This is a genomic window from Bailinhaonella thermotolerans (assembly GCF_003594875.1).
In the GTDB taxonomy this organism is placed as follows: Bacteria; Actinomycetota; Actinomycetes; order Streptosporangiales; family Streptosporangiaceae; genus Bailinhaonella; species Bailinhaonella thermotolerans.
Genome location: NZ_QZEY01000003.1, coordinates 321,805 through 343,002, shown reverse-complemented (window position 1 = coordinate 343,002; position 21,198 = coordinate 321,805). Strand labels below are relative to the sequence as shown.

Sequence of the window (21,198 nt, the reverse complement as noted above, 5' to 3'; positions counted from 1 at the left end):
ATCCCGCCCACCGGGGGCGAGGCGATGCCATGAGCCACCCGCACGACCCGGAACCCCGGCCGCACGCCGCTTCCGGCCCGTCCTCCTCCGGGCCCGCGGAGACGTCCTCCCAGGCGGAGGTCACCGCTTCCGCCCAGGCGGAGACGGACGCTCCCGGTTCGGTACGGCATGCGGCCGAGCCCGACACCGAGCCGATCCCCGTGATCGACCCGCGGAACCCGCCGCCCGCCGGCGGGGGGACGCCTGCCGCGGCGGCCGAGGACGCGCCTCTCCAGGTGCCCGCCCCGCGCGCGGCCCCGCGCCTTGGCCACCGCCCGGACCCGTCCGCGCAGGCCGTACCCGCCGCCCGGCGCTCCTGGCCGCGGAGAGAACGACGCCCCGGATCGCCGGAGGAGGCGGGCGCGGCCGGCCGCCGCTGGTTCGGCCTCGCCCGGCTCACCCGGCCGCGCACGCCGACGCCCGCCGCCACGGGACCCGAGAGCGGCGCGGCGACGAGTCCCGCCCCGGCCCCCGGCGCCCGGCTCACCGATCCGGCCGGCGGGCCGGTCAGCGGGCCGGTCAGCGGGCCGACCGGCGGGGACACCGGCCAGAGCACCGCGCCCCGGCGCGAAACCGATGCCGGCTCCGGCGACGCACCGCCGCGCGCGGCCGACGCCGCCTCCGGCCGCGTGCCCCAGAGCGAGGCCGCCTCCGGGTCCGGCACGCGACGCGCGATCGCCCCGGGCCTCCGCACGCCGCGCGAGACCGGCTCCGGCTCGCGGGAGCGGCACGAGACCACCCCGAGCATCGGCAACCGGCGAACGGCGGGCCCGGACTCCGGCGCCCGGCCCGACAGTCCCGGCTCCGGCGCACGACACGAAGCAGATCCCGACTCCGGTGCACGACACGAAGCAGATCCCGAACCCGGAACGCGGTACGGAACCGATCCCGACTCCGGAACGCGGCGCGAGGCCGATCCCGGATCCGGCGCACGACTCAAGATCGGGTCGGGCGTCCGGGGTGGAAGCGCCGCCGGGCTGGTCCGGGGGAAGGTCGCGGGGCTGTCGGGCGCCGTGGTGGGGGCCGGGGCGCAGTTCGGGCTGGTGGTGGTGGCGCTGCGGGGGTTCGGGGGCGAGACGGCCGGGGTGTTCTTCGCGGCGATGGCGTTGTTCCTGCTGGTCGCCGGGGTCGTGCGGCTGGACGCGGGCGGCGGCCTCGTGTACTTCCTCGCGCGGGGGCGGGGCCTCGGGACGTGCCTGTGGGCGGCCGCGCCGTTGCCGCTCGCGCTGTCGGCGCTGGTCGCGGCCGGGCTGTTCACGTGGTCCGGCGAGATCGGGGCGCTGCTGGCCGGCGGCCCCGGGGCCGGGGAGATGCTGCGGGTGCTCGCGCCGTTCCTGCCGGTCGTCGTGCTGACGGAGATCCTGCTCGCGGGCACGCGCGGGCTGCTGCGGATGGGGCCGACCGTCCTGGTGGGGGACGTGTTCGTGCCGGTGGCGGGCCTGTTGTCGGTCGTGTCGCTCACCCCGCTCCCGGACGCGCCGCCGTTCGCGATCGCGCTGGCCTGGGTGTGGCCGTGGGCGCCGGCCCTCGTGATGGTGTGGCTGCCGCTGCGGCTGGGCACGACCCGGCTGCGCAGGCCCCGCGCCGGGCTCGTGCGCGTGGTCATGGCGGTGCACGACGGCGATGACCCGGCGCTGCGCGGGCCGGGCACGCGGGAGTTCTGGCGTCACACCGGCCCGCGGGCGGCGGCGGCCACCGCGCAGGCGGTGTTCCAGCGGATGGACATCCTGCTGGTGGCGGCGCTGGGCGGGGCCGGGGCGGCGGCGGTCTACACGGCGGTGACGCGGTTCAAGGTGCTCGGGCAGCTCGTGAACTCCGGGCTCGCCGCCGCCGCGCAGCCCCGGCTGGTGGCCGCGCTGGACCGGGGCGACCTCGCCGGGGCGCGGGAGGTCTACCAGGCGTCCACGGCCTGGCTCGTGGCGCTGACCTGGCCGTTCTGGATCGCGTGCGCGGTGGCGGCGCCGTACCTCGTGGGCTCCGTCTTCGGGCTCGCCGGGGACGCCGTGACCATCGCGGTGATCGTGGCGGTGACGATGATGGCGGCGACGGCCTGCGGGATGGTGGACGTCGTGCTCACCTCGGCCGGGGAGACGCGGCGCGCGCTGGCGAACGTGCTGCTCTCGCTCGCGGTCACGGTGATCGTCGATCTCGCGCTCATCCCGCCGCTGGGGGCGGTCGGCGCGGCGCTGGGCTGGTCGGCGGGGGTGCTGGTGAAGAACCTGCTGCCGCTGGTGCGCGTCGTGCGCGGGATCGGGCTCACGCCGTACGGCAGGGCGTCCCTGCCGGGGTGGTCGCGATGACGCCGCTGCTGGTCACCGGGCTTCCGCGCAGCGGCACGAGCTGGGCTGGCAAGATGCTGGAGGCGAGCGGGCAGGTCGTCTACGTCAACGAGCCGCTGAACCCGCAGCATCCGCCGGGGCACTCGCCGGGCGTGCTGAACGCCACCGTCACGCACCGGTTCCAGTACATCTGCCCGGAGAACGAGGGTCCGTGGCTGCGGGCGTTCCGGGATACGATCGCGCTGCGGTACGGCTTCGCGGCCGAGCTGCGGCGCAACCGGGGACCGTACGACCTGGCGCGGATGGCGAAGTACGGCACGGCGTTCACGCTGGGCCGGCTGCGGGGGCGGCGGGCGATGCTGGACGACCCGTTCGCGGTGTTGTCGGCGCGCTGGTTCGCCGAGCGGCTGGGCTGCCGCGTGGTCGTGCTGGTGCGTGATCCGGTGGCGTTCACCGGGAGCTGGATGCGGCTGGGCTGGACCGTGCGGTTCCGGGAGCTGCTGGACCAGCCGCTGCTGATGCGCGACCTGCTGGGGCCGTACTCCGGGGAGCTGCGCGCGCTGGACGGGTCGGCGGACCGGCTCGCCGTCGCCGCGACGCTGTGGCGGGTGGTCCACGCGGTCCTGCCGGAGTCGCCGCGCGTGCGCGTGACGCCGTACGAGGAGCTGGTGCGCGATCCGGTGGGCGGGTTCCGCGAGCTGTACGCGTTCTGCGGGCTGGAGTGGACCGGGCGGGCCGCCGCCCGCGTCGCCGCCTCCTGCTCCCGGCGGCGTGCCGACCGGGGCGGGAAGGCGTTCGGCTGGTCGGGCCTGTCCCGTACGGCGTACCGCCCGATGGACCCGGCCGCGGCGCTGAACTCCTACCGCGACCGGCTCACGCCCGCCGAGATCGCCCGGGTGCGGGAGCTGACGTCGGGCTGGGATCCGGGCCGCGTCTCAGGCGGGCTCCCCGGGTGAGCGCCCGGAGTCGGGCGGCAGGACGCGCTCGACCATGGCGGTGACCAGGTCCTGGATCTGGTCCTCGGGAAAGATGTCCGGCAGCGTGAGCCGGTCCAGGATCAGCCAGTTGAAGGCCAGGTAGAACAGCACCACCGTGGTCGCGTCGCCGGGCAGGCCCGACCGCAGGTGGTAGTCGATGTTGAAGTCGATGTCGGCACGGATACGCTCGGTGAGGAGGCGGCGCAGCTCGGGCCTGCGGGTGGCCTCCAGGCGCAGTTCCAGCAGCGCGAGGTAGCCCGAGCGGAACGCGCTGACCCGGTCCACCAGCTCGTGCATCAGCTCGGTGACGCGCGCGCGGTCGCGCGGGCCCTCCAGCGCCGCGGAGATCACCTCGGGGCCGGGGTCGAGCCGCTCGTAGAACCGCTGCCCGACCTGGGTGAGCAGGTCGTCGCGGTTGCTGAAGTAGTTGGAGGCGGTGCCGTTCGGCACCTTGGCCTCCGTGTCCACGGCGCGGAAGGTCAGCCCGCGCGCGCCCTCCCTGGCCAGCACCTCGATGGCCGCGTCGAGCAGCGCCCCGCGCCGGGCCGGATTCTGCCTCATCGAAATTCTCCTCAGATCGCCGTTGACACCACTCTGAATGTAGTACTACGGTGAAACCACTTCAGACAGAGTACTATGAACGAAGCGATCAGGAGAAGAGATGCGAGTACGGATCAACCCGGAGCTCATCACCGCCGCGACCGGCTCGAACCCCCGGTCGTTCCACCAGGGCAAGCCGTCCCGCCGCCGCGAGGTCCCCGCGCCCCGCTCGGTGCCGCGCCCCCGCCCGCTCCCCAAGCCCGGCGGCGCCCGCTGACCGGCTGACGCCATGACATCCCGGACCCTCCCGAACCCCCAGAAACGGAACCCCGCATGCGAAAGCTCGTTTACTACGTCGGCATGACCATCGACGGGTTCATCGCCGCCCCCGACGGCGGGATAGACCACTTCCCCGTCGGGCAGGACGTGCTCGACTTCCTGCGCGACGACTACCCGGAGACCGTGCCGGCCCACATCCGGCAGGCGCTCGGGTTCGACGACCGGCCCAACCGCCACTTCGACACCGGCATCCAGGGCCGCCCCACCTACGAGCTCGCGCTCCGGATCGGCATCACCAGCCCGTACCCCCACCTGCGGCAGTACGTGGTCTCCGAGACGATCACCGAGAGCCCCGACCCGGCCGTCGAGATCATCTCTTCGGACCTGGTCGGCAAGGTGCGCGAGCTCAAGGCCGAGGACGGCCTGGACATCTGGCTCATGGGCGGCGGCCGGCTCGCCGGCTCCCTCCTCCCGGAGATCGACGCGATGGTGATCAAGCTGTACCCCGTGGTCCTCGGCGCCGGGATCCCGGTCTTCACCGCGGACTTCTCGCCCACCGCCTTCGAGCTGACCGGCACCCGCAGGCTCGAGAACGGCGCGCTCATCCTCGACTACGCCAGGAAGCAGTGATCCGCCGGCCGCCCCGGCGCCCCCCTCACGGACGGGTGCCGGGGCTTTCCGCCGTACGGCGGGCCGCCGGCGCTCCGCCGTACGGCTCCCGCGAGGTCAGGCGGGCCAGCGCCGCGCGGGCCAGCAGCGACACCGCGAACGGCAGGTCCCGCACCAGGTAACGCCCCGCCAGCCGCCGGGGCTCGGCGAGCAGCCGGCCCGCCCATTCCAGCCCGGCGTCCCGCATCCACCGGGGAGCCCGCCGTCGCTCCCCCGCCGCGAACGCGATCGCCGCCCCGCAGCCCGCGAACCACGTGCCGGGCAGCCTCTCCCGCAGCCCGTCGATCAGCAGGTCCTGCCGGGGGAACCCCAGCCCGGCGAAGACGATGCCCGGCCGCGCCGCCACGACCCGCGCGCACACGGCCTCCCTCTCCACCGGATCAGCGTCGAAGCCGTACGGCGGCGCGTCCGCCCCCGCGACGACGAGCCCCGGGCACCGCGCGGCGAGGTTCCGCGCCGCGCGTTCCGGCACCCCGGGAGCCCCGCCCAGCAGGTAGACCGGCAGCCCGTGCTCCGCCGCCGCCGCGCTCAGCGACCAGATCAGCGACGCGCCCGTCACCCGCTCCGGCAGCGGGTCCCCGAGCAGCCGAGACGCCCACACCAGCGGCATCCCGTCGGCCACGACCAGTTCCGCCCGCCCGGCCAGCTCCCGCAGCGGCGTCCCGCCCGGCCGCGCCCCCGCGCCGTCGCCCGGCCGCCCGCCCGGCCGCGCCTCCGCGCCGTCGTGCGGCGGGCGGTCGCGGGTGATCGCGCGGAGGATGTCCACGTTGGGGGTGAGGATGTGGCCGCCCTCGCCGCGCCGGGCCCGCTCCATGACGTACGCCACGGCCCGGTCCTCGGTCACCGCGTCGAACTCCACGCCGCCGATCCGCACCCGGCGCGGCCGGGGCTCGGGCCGTGCCTCCGGCGGCGGCCCGGGCGCGACGGTCATATGCCGCGCCCTCGGGTGTGCAGGCGGCGCAGCACGGCCTCGGCCGAGATCAGGCCGGCGGCGACCGCGAGCGCGACCGGGACGCGTTTCTCCAGGCGAGGCGTGAGGAGGGCGCGCGCGGCCCACCGTACGGCGTCGCGGCGGCGGCCGAGCGCGGCGTGGCAGAAGGCGAGCTGGCCGTACACGCGGGCGGCGCCGGCGCGGCACGCGGCCAGCTCCGGATGCCGTTCGAGCATCCACTCCAGCCCTTCGGCGCGGTCGCGCCACCGGTCGGCGAAGAACGACGTCGCCCCCCACAGGACGCGCACCAGCGGCCGGTCCACGTGGACCAGCGAGTGCCGCCGCGCGGCCCGCAGCGCCAGGTCCCAGTCCTCGTTCTGCCCGGCGGGGCTGGTCTCGTCCACGCGCAGCACGTCTCGTTTGAACAGGTACGTCGAGGAATGCACCATCACCATGCGGTCGCGCAGGAGGTCGGCGTGGGTGACGACCTCCGTCCCGGCGAGCCGGGGGATGCGGCGGCCGTCGTACTCGACCTCGATGCCGCAGCTCGCGAACTCCGCCCCGGGCACCCGCAGCAACGCGGCGACCTGCGCGGACAGCTTGCCCGGCAGCCATTCGTCATCGTCGTCGCAGAACGCCACGAGCTCGGTGTCCAGCGCCTCGATGCCGGTGTTGCGCGCCCCCGGCAGGCCCGGCGTGCGCAGGTTGCGCAGCCAGCGCAGCGTCCGGCCGGGGTCGGGCTCGTCGTCGCACCGGCGCGGCCGCTCCCCGGGCCGGGCGGCGGGTCCGGCGGGTCCGGCGGGTCCGGCGGGTCCGGCGGGTCCGGCGGGCCCGGCGGGTCCGGCGGGCCCGGCGGCTCTCGCGGCGGCGGGGGGCCGGTCCCTGAGGCCGCCCGCGCACGGCGGGGACGGATCCGGATCGTGGACGACGACGACGTGGAGGCGGCCGGGGTACGCCTGGCTGCGGATGGCCCGGATCACCCGGGTCAGCAGGGCCGACCTGGTGCCTCTGGTAGGGACGACGACGCCCACCGAGGGCCAGGCCCCCGGGTGGGCGGGGGCGGCGCCGGTCGTGCCGGACCCGGCCGCCCTGTCCGCGTGCGGCAGGCCGGCGTGGTGCTGGGGTACGAGCATTCTCGTCATGCATGCTCCGGGCGGTAGCCGTAGCGGATGAGGAGGGGGAGGGTCAGCGCGGTGACGACCTTCCGCTCCCGCGCGGGGAGCCAGAGCCGCCACTCGTCGTCTGGGGCGAGCCCGACGCGGCCGGTGACGAAGCGCATCGGGTTGCCCGAGGCGGTGTGCGCGGTGGTCAGGAAGGCGTGGTCGTCCCCGCAGAAGCCCAGGTCGGCGGGCACGCCCAGCAGCGCCGCGAGCCCGGCGAGGGTGTCGCGGGGGGCGGCGAGCAGGTCCTCGTACCGAATGAGGGTCCGCGGCACCCGGGTCCGGGCCAGGGCCTCGAAGGCGAGGTTCTGCGTGGTCCAGTTCAGCGCGCTGCGGGCGGCGGTCCAACGGGTCATGTAGTCGCCCTCGGGCCGCGCCACCCGCTTGGCCCAGGAGTGCGCCACCCCGCGCGGGTCCCGCACCATGTGCAGGACACGCAGCCCCGGCGCCCGGCGCAGGCAGTACGCCAGGGCGGCGTGCTTGCTGGAGTCCACCACGACCGGGCACCCGCTCACCTCGCGCGCCGCGTGATAGAGCCGGAGGTACGGCACCGCGTAGGCCGCGACGTCGCCCGTCCCGGGCCCCGCCGCGAGCGCCGGGATGCGCCGCGTCCGCTCGACCCGCCTCTTGAGCGCGAGGTGGCGCCGCAGGTCGAACCGGTCCCACCCGCCGAACGCCCGCTTGCCCACCTCGGACCAGAAGGGACAGTCGCGGAACGCCGTACGGCAGCCGCAGGGCTCGCCGGCGAGCAGCCCCCGCTCCCACAGGTGGGTCACCTCGCCCAGCGCGACGACTCCGGGGAGCTCTCCGAGCAGCCGCTCCAGCAACGTGGTGCCGCTACGTCCGAGCCCGCCGACGAACACCAGACGAGCGTCCACCCAGCCGCCTCCCGGCATCCTCCGCCTGCGGATTCCTCGGGCCACGCTATTGCCACCTGGCCCGCGGCAAATGCGAAAAGCCCACTTACCCAAGTACGCGAACTTCCCCCGTTTTCCGCCCCTCCTCCCCTTTGGGAATCCCCAGCCCCCGGCCCCTCTCTTCGCGGGCGCATCCTTCGCCGTGATCATGCAGTTTTAATCACACACCGTGCGCAAAACTGCATGATCACGACGAAGGTGGGGGCGGGTTTTCCACAGGGCGGGGAAAAGGGAAACGCACCCAGGGCCCCGGTTGGGGATGGGTGCGTTCCGGGCGGGGTGGTGGTTACTGGGCAGAGATGATCATGCCGGCGGCGACGGTGGCGTTGGTGGACTCGTCCACCAGGATGAAGCCGCCGGTGGTGCGGTTGCGGCCGTACTCGTCCACGAAGAGGGGCTGGGTGACCCGCAGGGAGACGCGCCCGATCTCGTTGAGGCCGAGGCTCGTCGCCGACTCGTCGCGGTGGAGGGTGTTCACGTCCAGCCGGTACTGGACGTCCTTGACCAGGGCGCGGGCCGTACGCGTGGTGTGCTTGACGGTCAGCTTCGAACGCGGCTGGAGCCGTACGGCGTCCGACATCCAGCAGACCATGGCCTCCAGGTCCTGGGCGGCGTGCGGCTGGTTGCCCGGACGGCAGATCATGTCGCCGCGCGAGATGTCGATCTCGTCGGCGAGCCGGAGCGTGACCGACATGGGGGGATACGCCTGCTCGACCGGGCCGTCGAAGGTGTCGATGCCGACGATCTTCGTGGTGAGGCCGGACGGCAGGTGCATGACCTCGTCGCCGGGCTTGAAGACGCCGCCCGCGACCTGGCCGGCGTACCCCCGGTAGTCGGGGAAGTCGCTGCGCTGGGGGCGGATGACGTACTGCACCGGGAACCGCGCGTCGATGAGGTTGCGGTCGGAGGCGATGTGGACGTTCTCCAGGTGGTGGAGCAGCGACGGGCCGTCGTACCAGGGCATGTTCTCCGAGCGGGAGACGACGTTGTCGCCGTGCAGCGCGGAGATCGGGATGAACGTCAGGTCCGACACCGAGAGCTTGGTCGCGAAGGCCGTGAACTCCTCGCGGATCTCCTCGAAGCGCGCGGCGGAGTAGTCCACCAGGTCCATCTTGTTGACCGCGAGCACCAGGTGCGGCACCCGGAGCAGCGTGGTCAGGAAGGCGTGCCTGCGCGACTGCTCCAGCAGGCCCTTGCGCGCGTCGATCAGGATGATCGCCAGGTCGGCGGTGGAGGCGCCGGTGACCATGTTCCGGGTGTACTGGATGTGGCCCGGGGTGTCGGCGATGATGAACTTGCGCTTGGGCGTGGCGAAGTAGCGGTAGGCCACGTCGATCGTGATGCCCTGCTCCCGCTCGGCCCGCAGGCCGTCGGTCAGCAGCGCGAGGTTGGTGTACTCGTCGCCGCGGTCGCGGGAGGTGCGCTCCACCGCGTCGAGCTGGTCCTCGAAGATCGCCTTGGAGTCGAAGAGCAGCCGCCCGATCAGGGTGGACTTGCCGTCGTCTACCGAGCCGGCGGTGGCGAACCGCAGGATGTCCATGCTTGCCATTTAGAAGTAGCCCTCCCGCTTGCGGTCTTCCATCGCGGCCTCGGAGGCGCGGTCGTCGGCCCGGGTCGCGCCGCGCTCGGTGATCCGGGTCGCGGCGATCTCGGTGATGATCTCCTCGACCGTGGCGGCCGTGGACTGCACGGCGCCGGTGCAGGAGGCGTCGCCGACCGTGCGGTAGCGGACGGTGGCCTTGAACAGCGGCTCGTCGTCGTCCCGCTGGACGAACGGCGAGTCCGCCAGCAGCATGCCGTCGCGCTCGAAGACCATGCGGGTGTGGGCGAAGTAGATGGAGGGGATCTCGATCTGCTCGCGCTGGATGTAGGTCCAGATGTCCAGCTCGGTCCAGTTGGAGAGCGGGAAGACCCGGATGTGCTCACCCTGCCGGATGCGCGAGTTGTACAGGTTCCACAGCTCGGGGCGCTGGTTCTTCGGGTCCCACTGGCCGAACTCGTCCCGGAAGGAGAAGACGCGCTCCTTGGCGCGGGCCTTCTCCTCGTCGCGCCGGGCGCCGCCGAAGACCGCGTCGAACCGGTGCTCCTCGATCGCGTCGAGCAGCGTGGTGGTCTGGAGCCGGTTGCGGGAGGCCCGCCTGCCCGTCTCCTCCACCACCCGGCCCTGGTCGATGGAGTCCTGCACGGAGGCCACGACCAGCTTGGCGCCCAGCTCGGCGACGCGGCGGTCGCGGAACTCGATGACCTCGGGGAAGTTGTGGCCGGTGTCCACGTGCATGAGCGGGAAGGGGATCGGGGCGGGCCAGAAGGCCTTTTCCGCGACGCGCAGCATCACGATGGAGTCCTTGCCGCCGGAGAACAGGAGACAGGGGCGCTCGAACTCGGCCGCCACCTCCCGCATGATGTGGATCGCCTCGGCTTCGAGCACGTCGAGCTGAGACACCGTGTAGTCGCAGGCCAGCATCGTCATTCCTATGCGCCATTCCTTGAGGGGGATCAGGCTCGGTGCAGGTCCCGGATTCCGGCGAGCAACATTGGCGCCAGTTCGGGTAGGGAAACCAGGATATCGGGCAACCACGGGTCGCTGCGGTTGTAGGTCAGCTCGGACCCGTCGATGCGGCTCGCGTGGGCTCCCGCGGCCCGCGCCACCGCGACCGGGGCGGCGCTGTCCCATTCGTACTGCCCGCCCGCGTGCACGTAGGCCTCGACCTGGCCCAGCAGCACGGCGGAGATCTTCGCCCCGGACGAGCCGATCGGCACGAGCTCGGCCCCGACCAGCGTGGCGAGACGCCGTACGAACTCCGGGGGGCGGCTGCGGCTGACGGCGATGCGGATGCGGCCGTCGGTGACGTGCGGCAGGCGGGGCGGGTCGGCGGTCGTGAGGGTGCGGCCCTGGGCGGGCAGCGCGACGGCGCCCGCGGTCAGCTCCCCCTCGGACCAGAGCGCCACGTGGACGGCCCAGTCGCTGCGGCCGGCCTCGGCGTACTCCCGGGTGCCGTCGAGCGGGTCCACGATCCAGACGCGGCGGGCGGCCTGGCGGCGCGGGTCGGACCGCTCCTCGCGCGTGCCCTCCTCCGACAGGACGGCGTCGCTGGGGCGGAGCCGCGCGAGCGCGCCGGTGAGGAGTTCGTGGGCGCTGCGGTCGCCCTTGCGCTTGAGCGTCGCCGGGTCGTCGAACCCGGTGCGGGCGCGCAGGTGCAGCAGCTTCTCCCCGGCCTCGGTGGCCAGGTCCGCGGCCAGGGCGTGGTCGTCGCGGACGGGGCTCTCCTCGCGGGCCGCCGCTACCACGCGGGGCCTCCTCGACGGGTGCCGACCGTGTTCACCATGCGGGCGCCTCCTCCGGCCCTGCGCGGGCCTTCCCAGATCGGTGCCGGCGTCGCGGAGCGCGAGCCGTACGTTGCGATCCTCACCGACCCCGCCGGGGCCGGTGCCGCGTCGAACCGTCTCGCCGTTGAGCCCACCCGGCCGCCGGCGGCGACGGAGCGTGACCTTCAGTACGCCCCGGCGCCGCGCACGACCGCGGACCAGGTTTTCCACAAGATCTGCAGGTCGAGCATCAGCGACCAGTTTTCGACATAACGCAGGTCCAACCGTACCGATTCCTCCCAGGAGAGGTCGGACCGGCCGCTCACCTGCCACAGACCGGTCATGCCCGGCCGTACGACGAGACGTCGCCGCACGTCGTCGCCGTACTTGGCGACCTCCTGCGGCAGCGGCGGCCGGGGGCCGACCAGCGACATGTCACCGCGGAGCACGTTGAGGAGCTGCGGCAGCTCGTCCAGGGAGTGGCGGCGCAGCCAGGCCCCGACGGGCGTGATGCGCGGATCGTGCCGCACCTTGAACAACACCCCCTGCACGTCGCTGTCCAGCGCGACCTTGAGCCGCTCGGCGTCCTCCACCATGGTGCGGAACTTGTAGAGCGTGAACAAGCGCCCGTCGCGGCCGACCCGGCGCTGCCGGAACAGCACCGGCCCCGGCCCGGTGGACCGCACGGCGATGGCCACGGCGAGCAAGAGCGGCGTGAGGGCCAGCAGCGCGAGCGCGGCCACGCACCGGTCGAACAGCGCCTTGACCACGCGCGAGGCCCCGGCCAGCTCGGGATGCTCGACGTGCAGCAGGGGCAGCCCGGCGACCGGCCGGATCGTGGTGCGCGGACCGGCGACCTCCATGAGCGCGGGGGCGACCACGAGGTCGGTGCGGGACTTCTCCAGCCGCCAGGCCAGCCGCCGCAGCGCCACCCCGTCCATCTCCGGGCAGGCCAGCACGGCGACGGTGTCGGAGCCGGTCAGCGGCACGGCCAGCGGCACGTCGCTGAAGTCGCCGAGGACGGGAACGCCGGCGATGCGGCGGTGCCGGGCGGCGTCGGCCTCGGGCAGGCAGCAGGCCACGACCTCCATGCCGTGGTAGCGCTCGCGCCGGAACTGGGTGACCAGGTCGGCGACCGCCGCCGGATGGCCGACCGCCACCACGCGGTGCATGCACTGGCCGCGCACCCGGCGGCGGTGCAGGCGGCGGCGCATCGCGTAGCGCGCCCAGAGCGTGAGCAGCGTGCAGGCGGGCAGCGCGAGCACGACGTATCCCCGGGCGACGTCGGTCTTGGTGACGTAGGCCCCGATCGCGACGGCGGCGGTGAGCGCGAAGCCCGCCCGCGCGACCCGCCGGAACTCGTCCGACCCGATCCCGAAGATGCGCGCGTCGTAGGCCCGGCTGGCGGCCAGCGCGAGCGCCCAGGCCAGCGGGAAGACCAGGCTCGTGACGGCGTACGGCGCGGCGTGCGGGGTCACGTCGCCGAACCGGATCAGCACGGCGAGCACCCCCGCCGCCAGCGCGCACACCAGGTCCGCCGCGAACGCCAGCACCTGGTGGCGCCGCGCCCACCCCGGGACCCGCTCGGCCGGGCGGCCCACCGCCACCGGCCCCGGCCGCCGCACGACCGCCGCGGTGTACTCGCCATCGAGCACGCGTCTCTCCGTTTCGACGGGGACAGGAAGACTCACAGAATTCGGCCCCGAGATACCGGGTTCCAAAATCCTAGCCTTTCCCGAAACCCCCGCCGCCCGTTTTCCACAGGCCCATTACGACCCCAATACCCCACTTCACCCATACGCTTTCCCGACGTATTCTCCTTTCCCGGCGGCACGGCGTTCACCGGCATTTCCTACGCATGCCGCGATTTCACCCGTTCACGGCACATCCCGCCATGAACCCGATTCCCGATGACGCGGGCGGCCGCCCCGGAGGGCCTTCCGGTCCCCGGCCGCGCGCCCGCCACGCTCGTCCCGGCCCTGCCCCGCGTTCCCGGCGTCGCTCGCGCGGCCGTGCGCCCGCGCGGAGGCTGGGAGACTGGGCGGGATGAGAGCGGAGATCTACGTGTCGGCGGACGTGGAGGCCGACGGGCCCATCCCCGGGCCCTACTCCATGCTGAGCTTCGGGTTCGCGGTGGCGGGACGGGCGGAGGGACGGCGGTTCACGGCGGTGGACCCGCTGGAGCGGACCTTCTACGCGGAGCTGCGGCCGATCTCGGAGGAGTTCGTGCCGGCGTCGGTGGCGGTGACCGGGCTGGACCGGGACCGGCTCGTGCGGGAGGGGCGCGATCCCGCCGAGGCGATGGCCGAGGCGGCGGCCTGGGTGGCGTCCCTCGGCGGGTCGCCGGTCCTGGTGGCCTATCCGTTGGCGTACGACTGGACCTGGCTCTACTGGTACTTCGAGCGCTACGCGCCCGGCGGGTCGCCGTTCGGGCACTCGCGGGCCCTGGACATCAAGACGTTGTACGCCGCCAAGGCCGGGGTCCCGGTGAAATGGGCCACGAAGCGGCAGATGCCGCGGCATCTCCAGTCCACCCGGCCCCACACGCACCACGCCCTCGACGACGCCGTCGAGCAGGCCGAGCTCTTCCAGAACCTCATGCTCTGGCCCGGCCCCGGCTCCCCCTGAGGACCCGCCGCCTTCTCGGCACGGCCCGGTCGTGCCCCGCCCCCGGGGAGGCACCGCGCCCTCGCCCCCCGGGGAGGCACCCCGTACGACGGCGCCCCGGCCCCACCGCTGTCTCGTACGCCGGGGGCGCGGCCCGCCGCACCTCGTGCGCGGAAGGCCCGCCCCACCTCGTGCGTAGAAGGCCCGCCCCACCTCGTGCGTAGAAGGCCCGCCGCACCGTGACTCGGGCGGGGCGGCCCGCGGTGGGTCAGCGCGGGGGCTTGGCGGGGTTGAGGTCCTGGGAGTGGTAGGTGTTCTGGGTCTGCTCCAGGCCGGACCTGATCAGGGACTCGACCATGTCGGCGGCGCGGTCCACCAGGAAGGGGAGGTCGCGGCGCTCGGCGGTGGCGAAGTCGCGCAGGACGAAGGTCGCCGGGTCCATGCGGCCGGGCGGGCGGCCGATGCCGAAGCGGATCCGCAGGTAGTCGCGGGTGCCGATGGACTTGGTGATGGACTTCAGGCCGTTGTGGCCGTTGTCGCCGCCCCCGAGCTTGGCGCGCAGCGCGCCGTAGGGGATGTCCAGCTCGTCGTGGACCACGATGATCCGCTCCGGGGCGACCTTGAAGAAGTCGCGGAGGGCCGCGACGGGGCCGCCGGAGAGGTTCATGTAGGTCATCGGCTTGCAGAGCGCGACCGGGACGCCGGCCAGGCGGCCCTCCAGGGCCTCCGCGCGGGACTTGTGCATGCGGAACCGGCCGCCGACGCGGGCGGCGAGCTCGTCGAGCACCATGAAGCCGGCGTTGTGGCGGTTCCCGGCGTACTCGGGGCCGGGGTTGCCCAGACCGGCGACCAGCCAGCGCTCATCCGTGGACACGATGCCTCATCTCACCTTCCGGCGTACCCGGTCGATCTACGTCGAAAGTCCTCCACGGGGTGCCCGTGGAGGACTTTCGCATGAAGGGTCCCGAGATTACTCGGCGGCCTTCTCCTCGGCCTCGGCGCCCTCGCCGCTCTCCTCGACGGAGGCGTCCTCCGGCGTGGCGTCCTCGTCGGCGGCCTCCTCGGCCTCCTCCTCGGACTCGCCCAGCTCGTCGGCGAGCTGCTCCTCGGTCGGGGCGGCGATCACGTGGAGCACGAGGGTGTCGGGCTCGGCGATCAGCGTGGTGCCCGCGGGGAGCTTGAGGTCGGCGGCGGTGATCTGGGTGCCGACCTCCAGGCCCTCGACGTCCACCTCGACGCCCTCGGGGATGTGGGTGGCCTCGGCCTCGACGGTGAGCTGCGGGAGCTGCACGTCGAGGATGCCGTCGGAGGCGACCTCGCCCACGGTGGTGACCGGGATCTCGACGGTGACCTTCTCGCCGCGCTTCACGAGGAGGAGATCGACGTGCTCGATGAAGCCCTTGATCGGGTCACGCTGGACGCCCTTGGGGAGCGCGATCTCGTCGATGCCCTCGCCGGCGAGGCGGATGAGCACGTTCGGCGTGCGCAGGGCGATCATGAGCTCGTGGCCCGGCAGCGTGAGGTGCTTGGGGTCGATGCCGTGGCCGTAGAGGACGGCGGGGACCTTGTCGGCCCGGCGGATGCGCCGAGCGGCGCCCTTGCCGAACTCGGTGCGAGACTCGGCTGCGATACGTACTTCGGACACGACAGGTCTCCTAGGGTCGATCAGATGATGTGAGACGCGTTCACCCGGAACCCCGCCCTAGCGGGAGGCGTTACGAACGCGATCCGGATCGGAAGTCCCGAAATCCGGAACCACGACAGTCTAGCTCAGCTGTGTCCCTCGAAGAGACTGGTCACCGACCCGTCGCTGAAGACCTCGCTGATGGCGCGGGCGATGAGCGGCGCGATGGACAGCACCGTGAGCTTGTCGAACCGCTGCTCGCCGGGGATCGGGAGCGTGTTGGTGATCACGACCTCGGAGATGCGGGAGTTCTTGAGCCGGTCCACCGCCGGGCCGGAGAGCACGCCGTGCGTCGCCGCGACGATGACCTTGGCCGCGCCCTGCTCGAACAGCGCGTCGGCGGCCTTGATGATCGTGCCGCCGGTGTCGATCATGTCGTCGATGAGCACGCAGGTGCGGCCGCGCACCTTGCCGACGACCTCGAAGACCTTCACCTCGTTGGCGACGTCCGGGTCGCGCCGCTTGTGGATGATCGCCAGCGGGGTGCCGAGCGTGTCGGTCCAGCGCTCCGCCGTACGGACCCGTCCGGCGTCGGGGGCGACCACCGTGACCTCGTCCATGTTCAGCTTGGACTTGACGTACTCGGCCAGGATCGGCAGCGCGAACAGGTGGTCCACGGGCCCGTCGAAGAAGCCCTGGATCTGCGCGGTGTGCAGGTCCACGCACATGAGGCGGTCGGCGCCGGCCGTACGGAACATGTCGGCCATCAGGCGGGCGGTGATCGGCTCGCGGCCGCGGTGCTTCTTGTCCTGCCGCGCGTAGCCGAAGAACGGGATGACCACGGTGATGCGCTTGGCGGAGGCCCGCTTGAGCGCGTCTACCATGATCAGTTGCTCCATGATCCACTTGTTCAGCGGCCTGGTGTGGCTCTGGATCACGAAGGCGTCGGAGCCGCGCACCGACTCCTCGAACCGCACGAAGATCTCGCCGTTGGCGAAGTCCTGCAGGCGCGTCGGTGTCGGCTCGATGCCGAGGCAGTCCGCGACCTCCTTCGCCAGTTCCGGAAACGCCCGTCCGGAGAAGAGCATCAGCTTCTTCTCACCGGTCGCTTTGATGCCGCTCACTGCATACCCCCACGGGCGTCGTCGTCCGCCGCCGCGCCGCTCACGCGCGCGCCGGTTCTTGCCATTTCCGTTGTTCGCCGGTATTCACCTCGGCCGCCCCGGGATCTCCGGGAAGCACGGCCTCGCCGGGTTCGTGGCCCGCCGTACCGCCGCCGAGTCAGCCGTCCGTCAGCCGTTCTCGTCGCCGCGACTCGACTCGTCGGCCCGGCGCGCGATGGCCCGCTCGGCGGCCTCGGCGGAAGGCGTGCCCGCCCTCTTGCGGGCCACCCACCCCTCGACGTTGCGCTGCCGGCCGCGCGCGACCGCCATCGCGCCGGGGGGCACGTCATTGATGATCACCGATCCGGCCGCGGTGAAGCCGCCGTCCTCCACGGTCACCGGCGCGACCAGCATGGTCCCGCTGCCCACGAAGGCGTTGTCGCCCACCGTCGTGTGGTGCTTGGCGACCCCGTCGTAGTTGACGAAGACCGTGCCGCAGCCGATGTTGGTGCCCGAGCCGACCGTGGCGTCCCCGACGTAGGTCAGGTGCGGGACCTTGGAGCCCTCGCCGACGCTGGCGTTCTTCATCTCGACGAACGCGCCGGCCTTGGCCCCCGCGGCCAGCCGCGTGCCCGGGCGCAGGTAGGTGTAGGGGCCGACCCGCACGTCGGCGCCGATCTCGGCGCTCTCGCACCACGCGTGGATCACCCGGGCGTTCTCCCCGACGGTGGTGTCGGTGAGCGTGCAGCCGGGGCCGACCTCGGCGCCCGTGGCGATGGACGTGCGGCCGTGCAGGCGCGTGTCGGGGTGGATCACGACGTCCTGGGCGATCTCCACGTCCGCGTCGATCCAGGTGGTCATGGGGTCGATCACGGTGACGCCCGCGCGCATGAGCCGGTCGAGCACGCGGTCGTTGAGCACGCGGCGGGCGGCGGCGAGCTGGACGCGGTCGTTGACGCCCTCGATCTCCACCGCGTCCGGGGTGACCAGCGCGCCGACGCGGTGACCGTCGTCGCGCAGGATCGCGAGCACGTCGGTGAGGTACTCCTCGCCCTGGGAGTTCGCGGTGGAGACCCGCTTGAGCGCCGGGCCGAGCAGGGCTCCGTCGAACGCGTAGACGCCGGAGTTGATCTCGGCGATGGCGCGCTGCTCCTCCGTGGCGTCCTTGTGCTCCACGATCTCCAGTATCGCGCCGGAGGCGTCGCGGACGATGCGGCCGTAGCCCGTGGGGTCGGGCACCTCGGCGGTGAGCACGGTGACCGCGTTGCCCTCGGCCTCGTGGCACTCCACCAGCGCGGCCAGGGTCTCCGAGCGCACCATGGGCGCGTCGCCGTACGTCACGAGGACGGTGCCGGTCAGCTCGCCGGTGGCCTCGATGACCGTGCGGACGGCGTGGCCGGTGCCGTTCTGGCTCTCCTGGACCACGATCTGGGCGTCGGGGGCCGACTCGGCGAGGTGGGCGGTGACCCGCTCCCTGCCGTGGCCGACGACGGCGATCAGCCGCTCCGGCGCGAGGCCGCGGGCGACGGCGAGGGCGTGGTCGACCAGGGCCCGGCCGTTCACCTCGTGCAGGACCTTGGGGGTGCTGGACTTCATCCGAGTGCCCTCACCGGCGGCGAGGACGATCACGGCGGCCGGGTGGGTCGCGCTCAACGGGACTCCTGGCTCTCGGCGTCGGCGGACTGCGCCATCAGGGCGATGCCGGACCGGTGATCACGTACGGCTGACACGCCGACACGCTGAGCTGTCACCCGCCCGACATGGGCAGGATACCGGTCCGTCACCCGGCGGGGTCCAGCCCCCCGCCTGAGGGCCCAGGCGGGGTGCGCCACGCTCCCGGGGAAGGATTCGAACCTCCGTAAAGGGCACCAAAAACCCTCGTCCTGCCGTTAGACGACCCGGGATCGCTCCAGGTCCGGCCGCGCCGGCCCCCGTCTCGCGACGCGGGGCCCGCCCGTCCGGCCGATTCCAGGATACCGACCGGATCACCGGCTCGGCATGCCGGCGGCCCCGGCCCCCTCTCCCGCCCCGCCCGCCTCGCGCCCCCGCCCGTACGGCTCGCGCCCGCCCGCGCCGTACGGCTCGCGCCCGTCCGGGCGTACGGCTCGCGCCCGCCCCCGGGGCACGGCGTGCGCCCGGCCCCGGGTACGGCGTGCGCCTCGCCGGGTACGGCGGCGCCGGGGCGGGTACGGCGGCGCGGGGAGCTCACGCCGTACCAGGCCACGAGGGCCTCTAGCAGACGGAGGCCGGATGGGGCAAGGGTCGGGAGCCACCACGACGAGGGCCGGGAGGTGTGAGTTTTACGTACTTGGGTACCTAGGCATTCCTAACCTACGATGGCGTAGGTTACGGTTGCGTAGCCAGACAGAATCAACGCGAGGAAGCCCATGACCGTCACTCTCGAGCGCCCCGCGCGGCAGCCCAAGCCCGACTTCGAGCCCGAGCCCAAGTCCAAAGCCGATCTGATCATCTTCGGTGTCGTCGTGGGCGCGCCCCTGGTCGCGCTGGCCGTCGCCGTGCCGTTCGCCTGGGGCTGGGGCCTCGGCTGGCTCGACATCGCGATCGCGGCGTTCTTCTACATCGTGTCCGGGCTCGGCGTGACCGTCGGCCTGCACCGCTACTTCACCCACGGCTCCTTCAAGGCCAACCGCAAGCTGAAGATCGCCCTCGGCGTCGCCGGCAGCCTCTCACTGGAGATGTCGGTGATCGACTGGGTGGCGACCCACCGCAAGCACCACAAGTTCTCCGACAAGGAGGGCGACCCGCACTCGCCGTGGCGCTTCGGCACCGGCCCCAAGGCGCTGGCCAAGGGCCTGCTCTACGCCCACATGGGCTGGCTGTTCGAGTCCGAGCGCACCAACCGGGAGAAGTACGCCCCGGACCTGGTCAAGGACCCGGACATCGTGAAGCTGCACAAGCTGTTCCCGGCCCTGGCGCTGACGTCGCTGCTGCTGCCCCCGATCCTGGGCGGCCTGCTCTCCTGGTCCTGGCAGGGCGCGCTGACCGCCTTCTTCTGGGGCACGCTGATCCGCATCGGACTGCTGCACCACGTGACCTGGTCCATCAACTCCATCTGCCACGTGTTCGGCGACGAGGCCTTCGAGGTCCGCGACAAGTCCCGCAACGTCTGGTGGCTCGCGATCCCCTCGTTCGGCGAGTCCTGGCACAACCTGCACCACTCCGACCCGACCTGCGCCCGCCACGGCGCGCTGAAGGGCCAGATCGACCCGAGCGCCTTCGTCATCAAGGTGTTCGAGAAGCTCGGCTGGGCCCACGACGTCCGCTGGCCGACGCCTGAGCGCCTGGCGGCGAAGCGCCTTGGCTGAGGGCAGTAGATCGGGGGCCGCCGCTCTGGTGGCCCCCGTCACATATCCAGAACAGGCCATGATGGAGCCTGTGACTGACCCTTCCAAGACGCCCGGCAAGACCCATTCGAGCCGCAAGCGGATGACCGGCAAGGAACGCCGCGAGCAACTCGTCGAGGTCGGGCGCGCGATGTTCGCCGAGAAGGGCTTCGACGGGACCTCCATCGAGCGCATCGCCGCCAGGGCGAAGGTCTCCAAGCCCGTCGTCTACGAGCACTTCGGCGGCAAGGAGGGGCTGTACGCGGTCGTGGTGGACCGCGAGGTCGAGCGGCTGCTGGCGATGGTGACCGCCGCGCTGGCGGCCTCGAACGCCCGCACCAAGCTGGAACGCGCCGCGATGGCGCTGCTGCAGTACGTCGAGGAGAACAGCGAGGGGTTCCGCATCCTCGTCCGCGACTCCCACGCGGCCTCCGGGACGGGCACCTTCGCCAGCCTGATCAACGACATCGCCAGCCAGGTCGAGGACGTGCTCGGGGCGGAGTTCAAGCAGCGCGGGTACGACCCCAAGAACGCCGGCATGTACGCCCAGATGCTGGTCGGCATGGTGGCGCTCACCGGCCAGTGGTGGCTGGACGAGCGCAAGCCCAAGCGCGAGGACGTCGCCGCGCACCTGGTGAACCTGGCCTGGAACGGTCTGACCGGCCTTGAGCCGTCCCCCCGGCTGTCGGCCCCCGGCCGCATCCCCGCCGAGGCCTCCGCGGAGGCCGCACGGGAGGCCGCACGGGAGGCCGTACGGGACCCCAAGGCTCGCGCCAAGGAGCTGAAGGAGCTGGAGAAGCAGCGCCAGAAGGAGCTCAAGGAGCTGGAGAAGGCGCGGGCCAAGCGCGAGAAGGAACTGCGCGAGCTGGAGAAGGCCCAGGCCAGGGAGCTGAAGGAGCTGGAGAAGCAGCGCCAGAAGGAACTCAAGGCCCAGGCCAGGTCCCGCGAGGAACCCGTCGCCGCCGAGTAGTCCCGCCCGGAGGGCTGGCGTGTGGCCTGGTCACGGGGCCGGGGGCGGCGGTTCCAGGAGTTCGAGGCGGTTTCCGGCGGGATCGTCCACGTAACAACGCCGGAAACCCGGGAGCAGGTCGTCAGGACGCACGTCCAGGCCCGCCTCGCACAGCCGTACGGCGAGCGCGTCCACGTCCTCGACCAGCAGGCCGGGGTGCGCCTTGCGGGCGGGGACGTGCGGGTCCTCGACGCCCAGGTGCAGCTCGACGGCCGGACCGCGGAACCACATGCCGCCGCGTTTGGCCAGCTCCGGGGGCTTGGGGATCTCGGTGAGGCCGAGCAGGCCGCCGTAGAAGGCGCGCAGCTCGTCGTCCACGCCGGGCGGGATCGCGAGCTGGACGTGGTGCAGGCCGATGACGCTCAAGACGCCTCCTCGCGACAGTGCGATTCCATGTGATCCACGTGAGCCGAC

20 protein-coding genes and 1 tRNA gene are annotated in these 21,198 nt (G+C 72.9%); 7 read left to right on the top strand and 14 right to left on the bottom strand.

The features are described 5' to 3' along the window. Nucleotides 1-29: 29 nt before the first annotated feature. Both D5H75_RS44035 and D5H75_RS10780 read left to right on the top strand, forming a co-directional pair. A complete protein-coding gene (locus tag D5H75_RS44035) occupies nucleotides 30-2,339 on the top strand; it encodes a polysaccharide biosynthesis C-terminal domain-containing protein (protein ID WP_277949929.1) in 2,310 nt (769 codons plus the stop codon). Further along, nucleotides 2,336-3,274, top strand: coding sequence for a sulfotransferase (locus tag D5H75_RS10780; RefSeq protein WP_119926249.1), 939 nt, complete (start codon nucleotides 2,336-2,338; stop codon nucleotides 3,272-3,274). Before D5H75_RS44035 ends, D5H75_RS10780 begins: the two co-directional genes overlap by 4 nt. Here D5H75_RS10780 and D5H75_RS10775 read toward each other — a convergent pair. Beyond that, complete coding sequence (locus D5H75_RS10775; protein WP_119926248.1) at nucleotides 3,254-3,856, bottom strand: TetR/AcrR family transcriptional regulator; 603 nt, start codon at nucleotides 3,854-3,856, stop codon at nucleotides 3,254-3,256. The two genes, D5H75_RS10780 and D5H75_RS10775, sit on opposite strands and share 21 nt — an antisense overlap. A 100-nt stretch (nucleotides 3,857-3,956) precedes the next feature. On the opposite strand from D5H75_RS10775, the gene D5H75_RS41440 reads away from it, so the two are divergent. Further along, nucleotides 3,957-4,112, top strand: a complete 156-nt coding sequence (locus D5H75_RS41440) for a hypothetical protein (RefSeq protein ID WP_202638035.1) — start codon at nucleotides 3,957-3,959, stop codon at nucleotides 4,110-4,112. Nucleotides 4,113-4,168: 56 nt separating this feature from the next. Then, a complete protein-coding gene (locus D5H75_RS10770; RefSeq protein WP_119926247.1) occupies nucleotides 4,169-4,744 on the top strand; it encodes a dihydrofolate reductase family protein in 576 nt (191 codons plus the stop codon). Between the two features lie 25 nt (nucleotides 4,745-4,769). On the opposite strand, the gene D5H75_RS10765 is transcribed toward D5H75_RS10770, so the two are convergent. From D5H75_RS10765 to D5H75_RS10735, 7 genes are all read right to left on the bottom strand, one after another. Continuing rightward, entirely contained in the window at nucleotides 4,770-5,714 is a 945-nt protein-coding gene (locus D5H75_RS10765; RefSeq protein WP_119926246.1) for a WecB/TagA/CpsF family glycosyltransferase, read from the bottom strand. After that, nucleotides 5,711-6,856, bottom strand: coding sequence for a glycosyltransferase family 2 protein (locus tag D5H75_RS42860; RefSeq protein ID WP_242454126.1), 1,146 nt, complete (start codon nucleotides 6,854-6,856; stop codon nucleotides 5,711-5,713). Before D5H75_RS42860 ends, D5H75_RS10765 begins: the two co-directional genes overlap by 4 nt. Next, complete coding sequence (locus D5H75_RS10755; RefSeq protein WP_422673555.1) at nucleotides 6,853-7,752, bottom strand: sulfotransferase; 900 nt, start codon at nucleotides 7,750-7,752, stop codon at nucleotides 6,853-6,855. Before D5H75_RS10755 ends, D5H75_RS42860 begins: the two co-directional genes overlap by 4 nt. A gap of 325 nt (nucleotides 7,753-8,077) precedes the next feature. Continuing rightward, nucleotides 8,078-9,331 (bottom strand): sulfate adenylyltransferase subunit CysN, encoded by a 1,254-nt coding sequence (gene cysN, locus D5H75_RS10750; RefSeq protein WP_119926243.1) that lies wholly within the window; start codon nucleotides 9,329-9,331, stop codon nucleotides 8,078-8,080. Nucleotides 9,332-9,340: 9 nt separating this feature from the next. Continuing rightward, complete coding sequence (gene cysD, locus D5H75_RS10745) at nucleotides 9,341-10,255, bottom strand: sulfate adenylyltransferase subunit CysD (RefSeq protein WP_119926572.1); 915 nt, start codon at nucleotides 10,253-10,255, stop codon at nucleotides 9,341-9,343. A 32-nt stretch (nucleotides 10,256-10,287) separates the two neighbouring features. Then, nucleotides 10,288-11,079, bottom strand: a complete 792-nt coding sequence (locus tag D5H75_RS10740) for a 3'(2'),5'-bisphosphate nucleotidase CysQ (protein ID WP_242454125.1) — start codon at nucleotides 11,077-11,079, stop codon at nucleotides 10,288-10,290. A gap of 203 nt (nucleotides 11,080-11,282) precedes the next feature. Further along, the gene (locus D5H75_RS10735) at nucleotides 11,283-12,752 is read right to left on the bottom strand and encodes a sugar transferase (protein WP_242454124.1); all 1,470 of its coding nucleotides are present in this window, start codon (nucleotides 12,750-12,752) and stop codon (nucleotides 11,283-11,285) included. Nucleotides 12,753-13,143: 391 nt separating this feature from the next. Between D5H75_RS10735 and D5H75_RS10730 the strand changes: the two genes are divergently transcribed. After that, nucleotides 13,144-13,725: a 3'-5' exonuclease family protein gene (locus D5H75_RS10730; protein WP_119926242.1), complete on the top strand. Its 582-nt coding sequence runs from the start codon at nucleotides 13,144-13,146 to the stop codon at nucleotides 13,723-13,725. Nucleotides 13,726-13,972: 247 nt separating this feature from the next. Here the strand turns inward: D5H75_RS10730 and pth are convergent, their stop codons facing one another. The 5 genes from pth to D5H75_RS10705 form a co-directional block, all read right to left on the bottom strand. Then, nucleotides 13,973-14,578, bottom strand: a complete 606-nt coding sequence (gene pth / locus D5H75_RS10725; RefSeq protein WP_119926241.1) for an aminoacyl-tRNA hydrolase — start codon at nucleotides 14,576-14,578, stop codon at nucleotides 13,973-13,975. A 96-nt stretch (nucleotides 14,579-14,674) separates the two neighbouring features. Further along, nucleotides 14,675-15,349, bottom strand: a complete 675-nt coding sequence (locus D5H75_RS10720; RefSeq protein WP_119926240.1) for a 50S ribosomal protein L25/general stress protein Ctc — start codon at nucleotides 15,347-15,349, stop codon at nucleotides 14,675-14,677. 125 nt (nucleotides 15,350-15,474) lie between these two features. Beyond that, nucleotides 15,475-16,452: a ribose-phosphate diphosphokinase gene (locus tag D5H75_RS10715; protein ID WP_119926239.1), complete on the bottom strand. Its 978-nt coding sequence runs from the start codon at nucleotides 16,450-16,452 to the stop codon at nucleotides 15,475-15,477. Between the two features lie 168 nt (nucleotides 16,453-16,620). Further along, on the bottom strand, nucleotides 16,621-18,084 hold the full coding sequence (glmU, locus tag D5H75_RS10710) for a bifunctional UDP-N-acetylglucosamine diphosphorylase/glucosamine-1-phosphate N-acetyltransferase GlmU (RefSeq protein WP_119926238.1): 1,464 nt from the start codon (nucleotides 18,082-18,084) through the stop codon (nucleotides 16,621-16,623). Between the two features lie 180 nt (nucleotides 18,085-18,264). Then, nucleotides 18,265-18,335: transfer RNA gene (locus D5H75_RS10705), tRNA-Gln, on the bottom strand. Nucleotides 18,336-18,818: 483 nt separating this feature from the next. Between D5H75_RS10705 and D5H75_RS10700 the strand changes: the two genes are divergently transcribed. Next, nucleotides 18,819-19,757, top strand: coding sequence for an acyl-CoA desaturase (locus D5H75_RS10700; RefSeq protein WP_119926237.1), 939 nt, complete (start codon nucleotides 18,819-18,821; stop codon nucleotides 19,755-19,757). Between the two features lie 61 nt (nucleotides 19,758-19,818). Then, entirely contained in the window at nucleotides 19,819-20,745 is a 927-nt protein-coding gene (locus D5H75_RS44030; protein ID WP_119926569.1) for a TetR/AcrR family transcriptional regulator, read from the top strand. 30 nt (nucleotides 20,746-20,775) lie between these two features. Here D5H75_RS44030 and D5H75_RS10690 read toward each other — a convergent pair whose 3' ends face one another. Continuing rightward, the gene (locus D5H75_RS10690) at nucleotides 20,776-21,150 is read right to left on the bottom strand and encodes a VOC family protein (protein WP_119926236.1); all 375 of its coding nucleotides are present in this window, start codon (nucleotides 21,148-21,150) and stop codon (nucleotides 20,776-20,778) included. Nucleotides 21,151-21,198: the final 48 nt, after the last annotated feature.

Excerpts from the sequence above, each read along its gene's own strand:
- D5H75_RS44035 (WP_277949929.1), top strand. The coding sequence starts at position 30 with ATGAGCCACCCGCACGACCCGGAACCCCGGCCGCACGCCGCTTCCGGC.
- D5H75_RS10780 (WP_119926249.1), top strand. The coding sequence starts at position 2,336 with ATGACGCCGCTGCTGGTCACCGGGCTTCCGCGCAGCGGCACGAGCTGG.
- D5H75_RS10775 (WP_119926248.1), bottom strand. The coding sequence starts at position 3,856 with ATGAGGCAGAATCCGGCCCGGCGCGGGGCGCTGCTCGACGCGGCCATC.
- D5H75_RS41440 (WP_202638035.1), top strand. The coding sequence starts at position 3,957 with ATGCGAGTACGGATCAACCCGGAGCTCATCACCGCCGCGACCGGCTCG.
- D5H75_RS10770 (WP_119926247.1), top strand. The coding sequence starts at position 4,169 with ATGCGAAAGCTCGTTTACTACGTCGGCATGACCATCGACGGGTTCATC.
- D5H75_RS10765 (WP_119926246.1), bottom strand. The coding sequence starts at position 5,714 with ATGACCGTCGCGCCCGGGCCGCCGCCGGAGGCACGGCCCGAGCCCCGG.
- D5H75_RS42860 (WP_242454126.1), bottom strand. The coding sequence starts at position 6,856 with ATGACGAGAATGCTCGTACCCCAGCACCACGCCGGCCTGCCGCACGCG.
- cysN (WP_119926243.1), bottom strand. The coding sequence starts at position 9,331 with ATGGACATCCTGCGGTTCGCCACCGCCGGCTCGGTAGACGACGGCAAG.
- cysD (WP_119926572.1), bottom strand. The coding sequence starts at position 10,255 with ATGCTGGCCTGCGACTACACGGTGTCTCAGCTCGACGTGCTCGAAGCC.
- D5H75_RS10730 (WP_119926242.1), top strand. The coding sequence starts at position 13,144 with ATGAGAGCGGAGATCTACGTGTCGGCGGACGTGGAGGCCGACGGGCCC.
- D5H75_RS10700 (WP_119926237.1), top strand. The coding sequence starts at position 18,819 with ATGACCGTCACTCTCGAGCGCCCCGCGCGGCAGCCCAAGCCCGACTTC.
- D5H75_RS44030 (WP_119926569.1), top strand. The coding sequence starts at position 19,819 with ATGGAGCCTGTGACTGACCCTTCCAAGACGCCCGGCAAGACCCATTCG.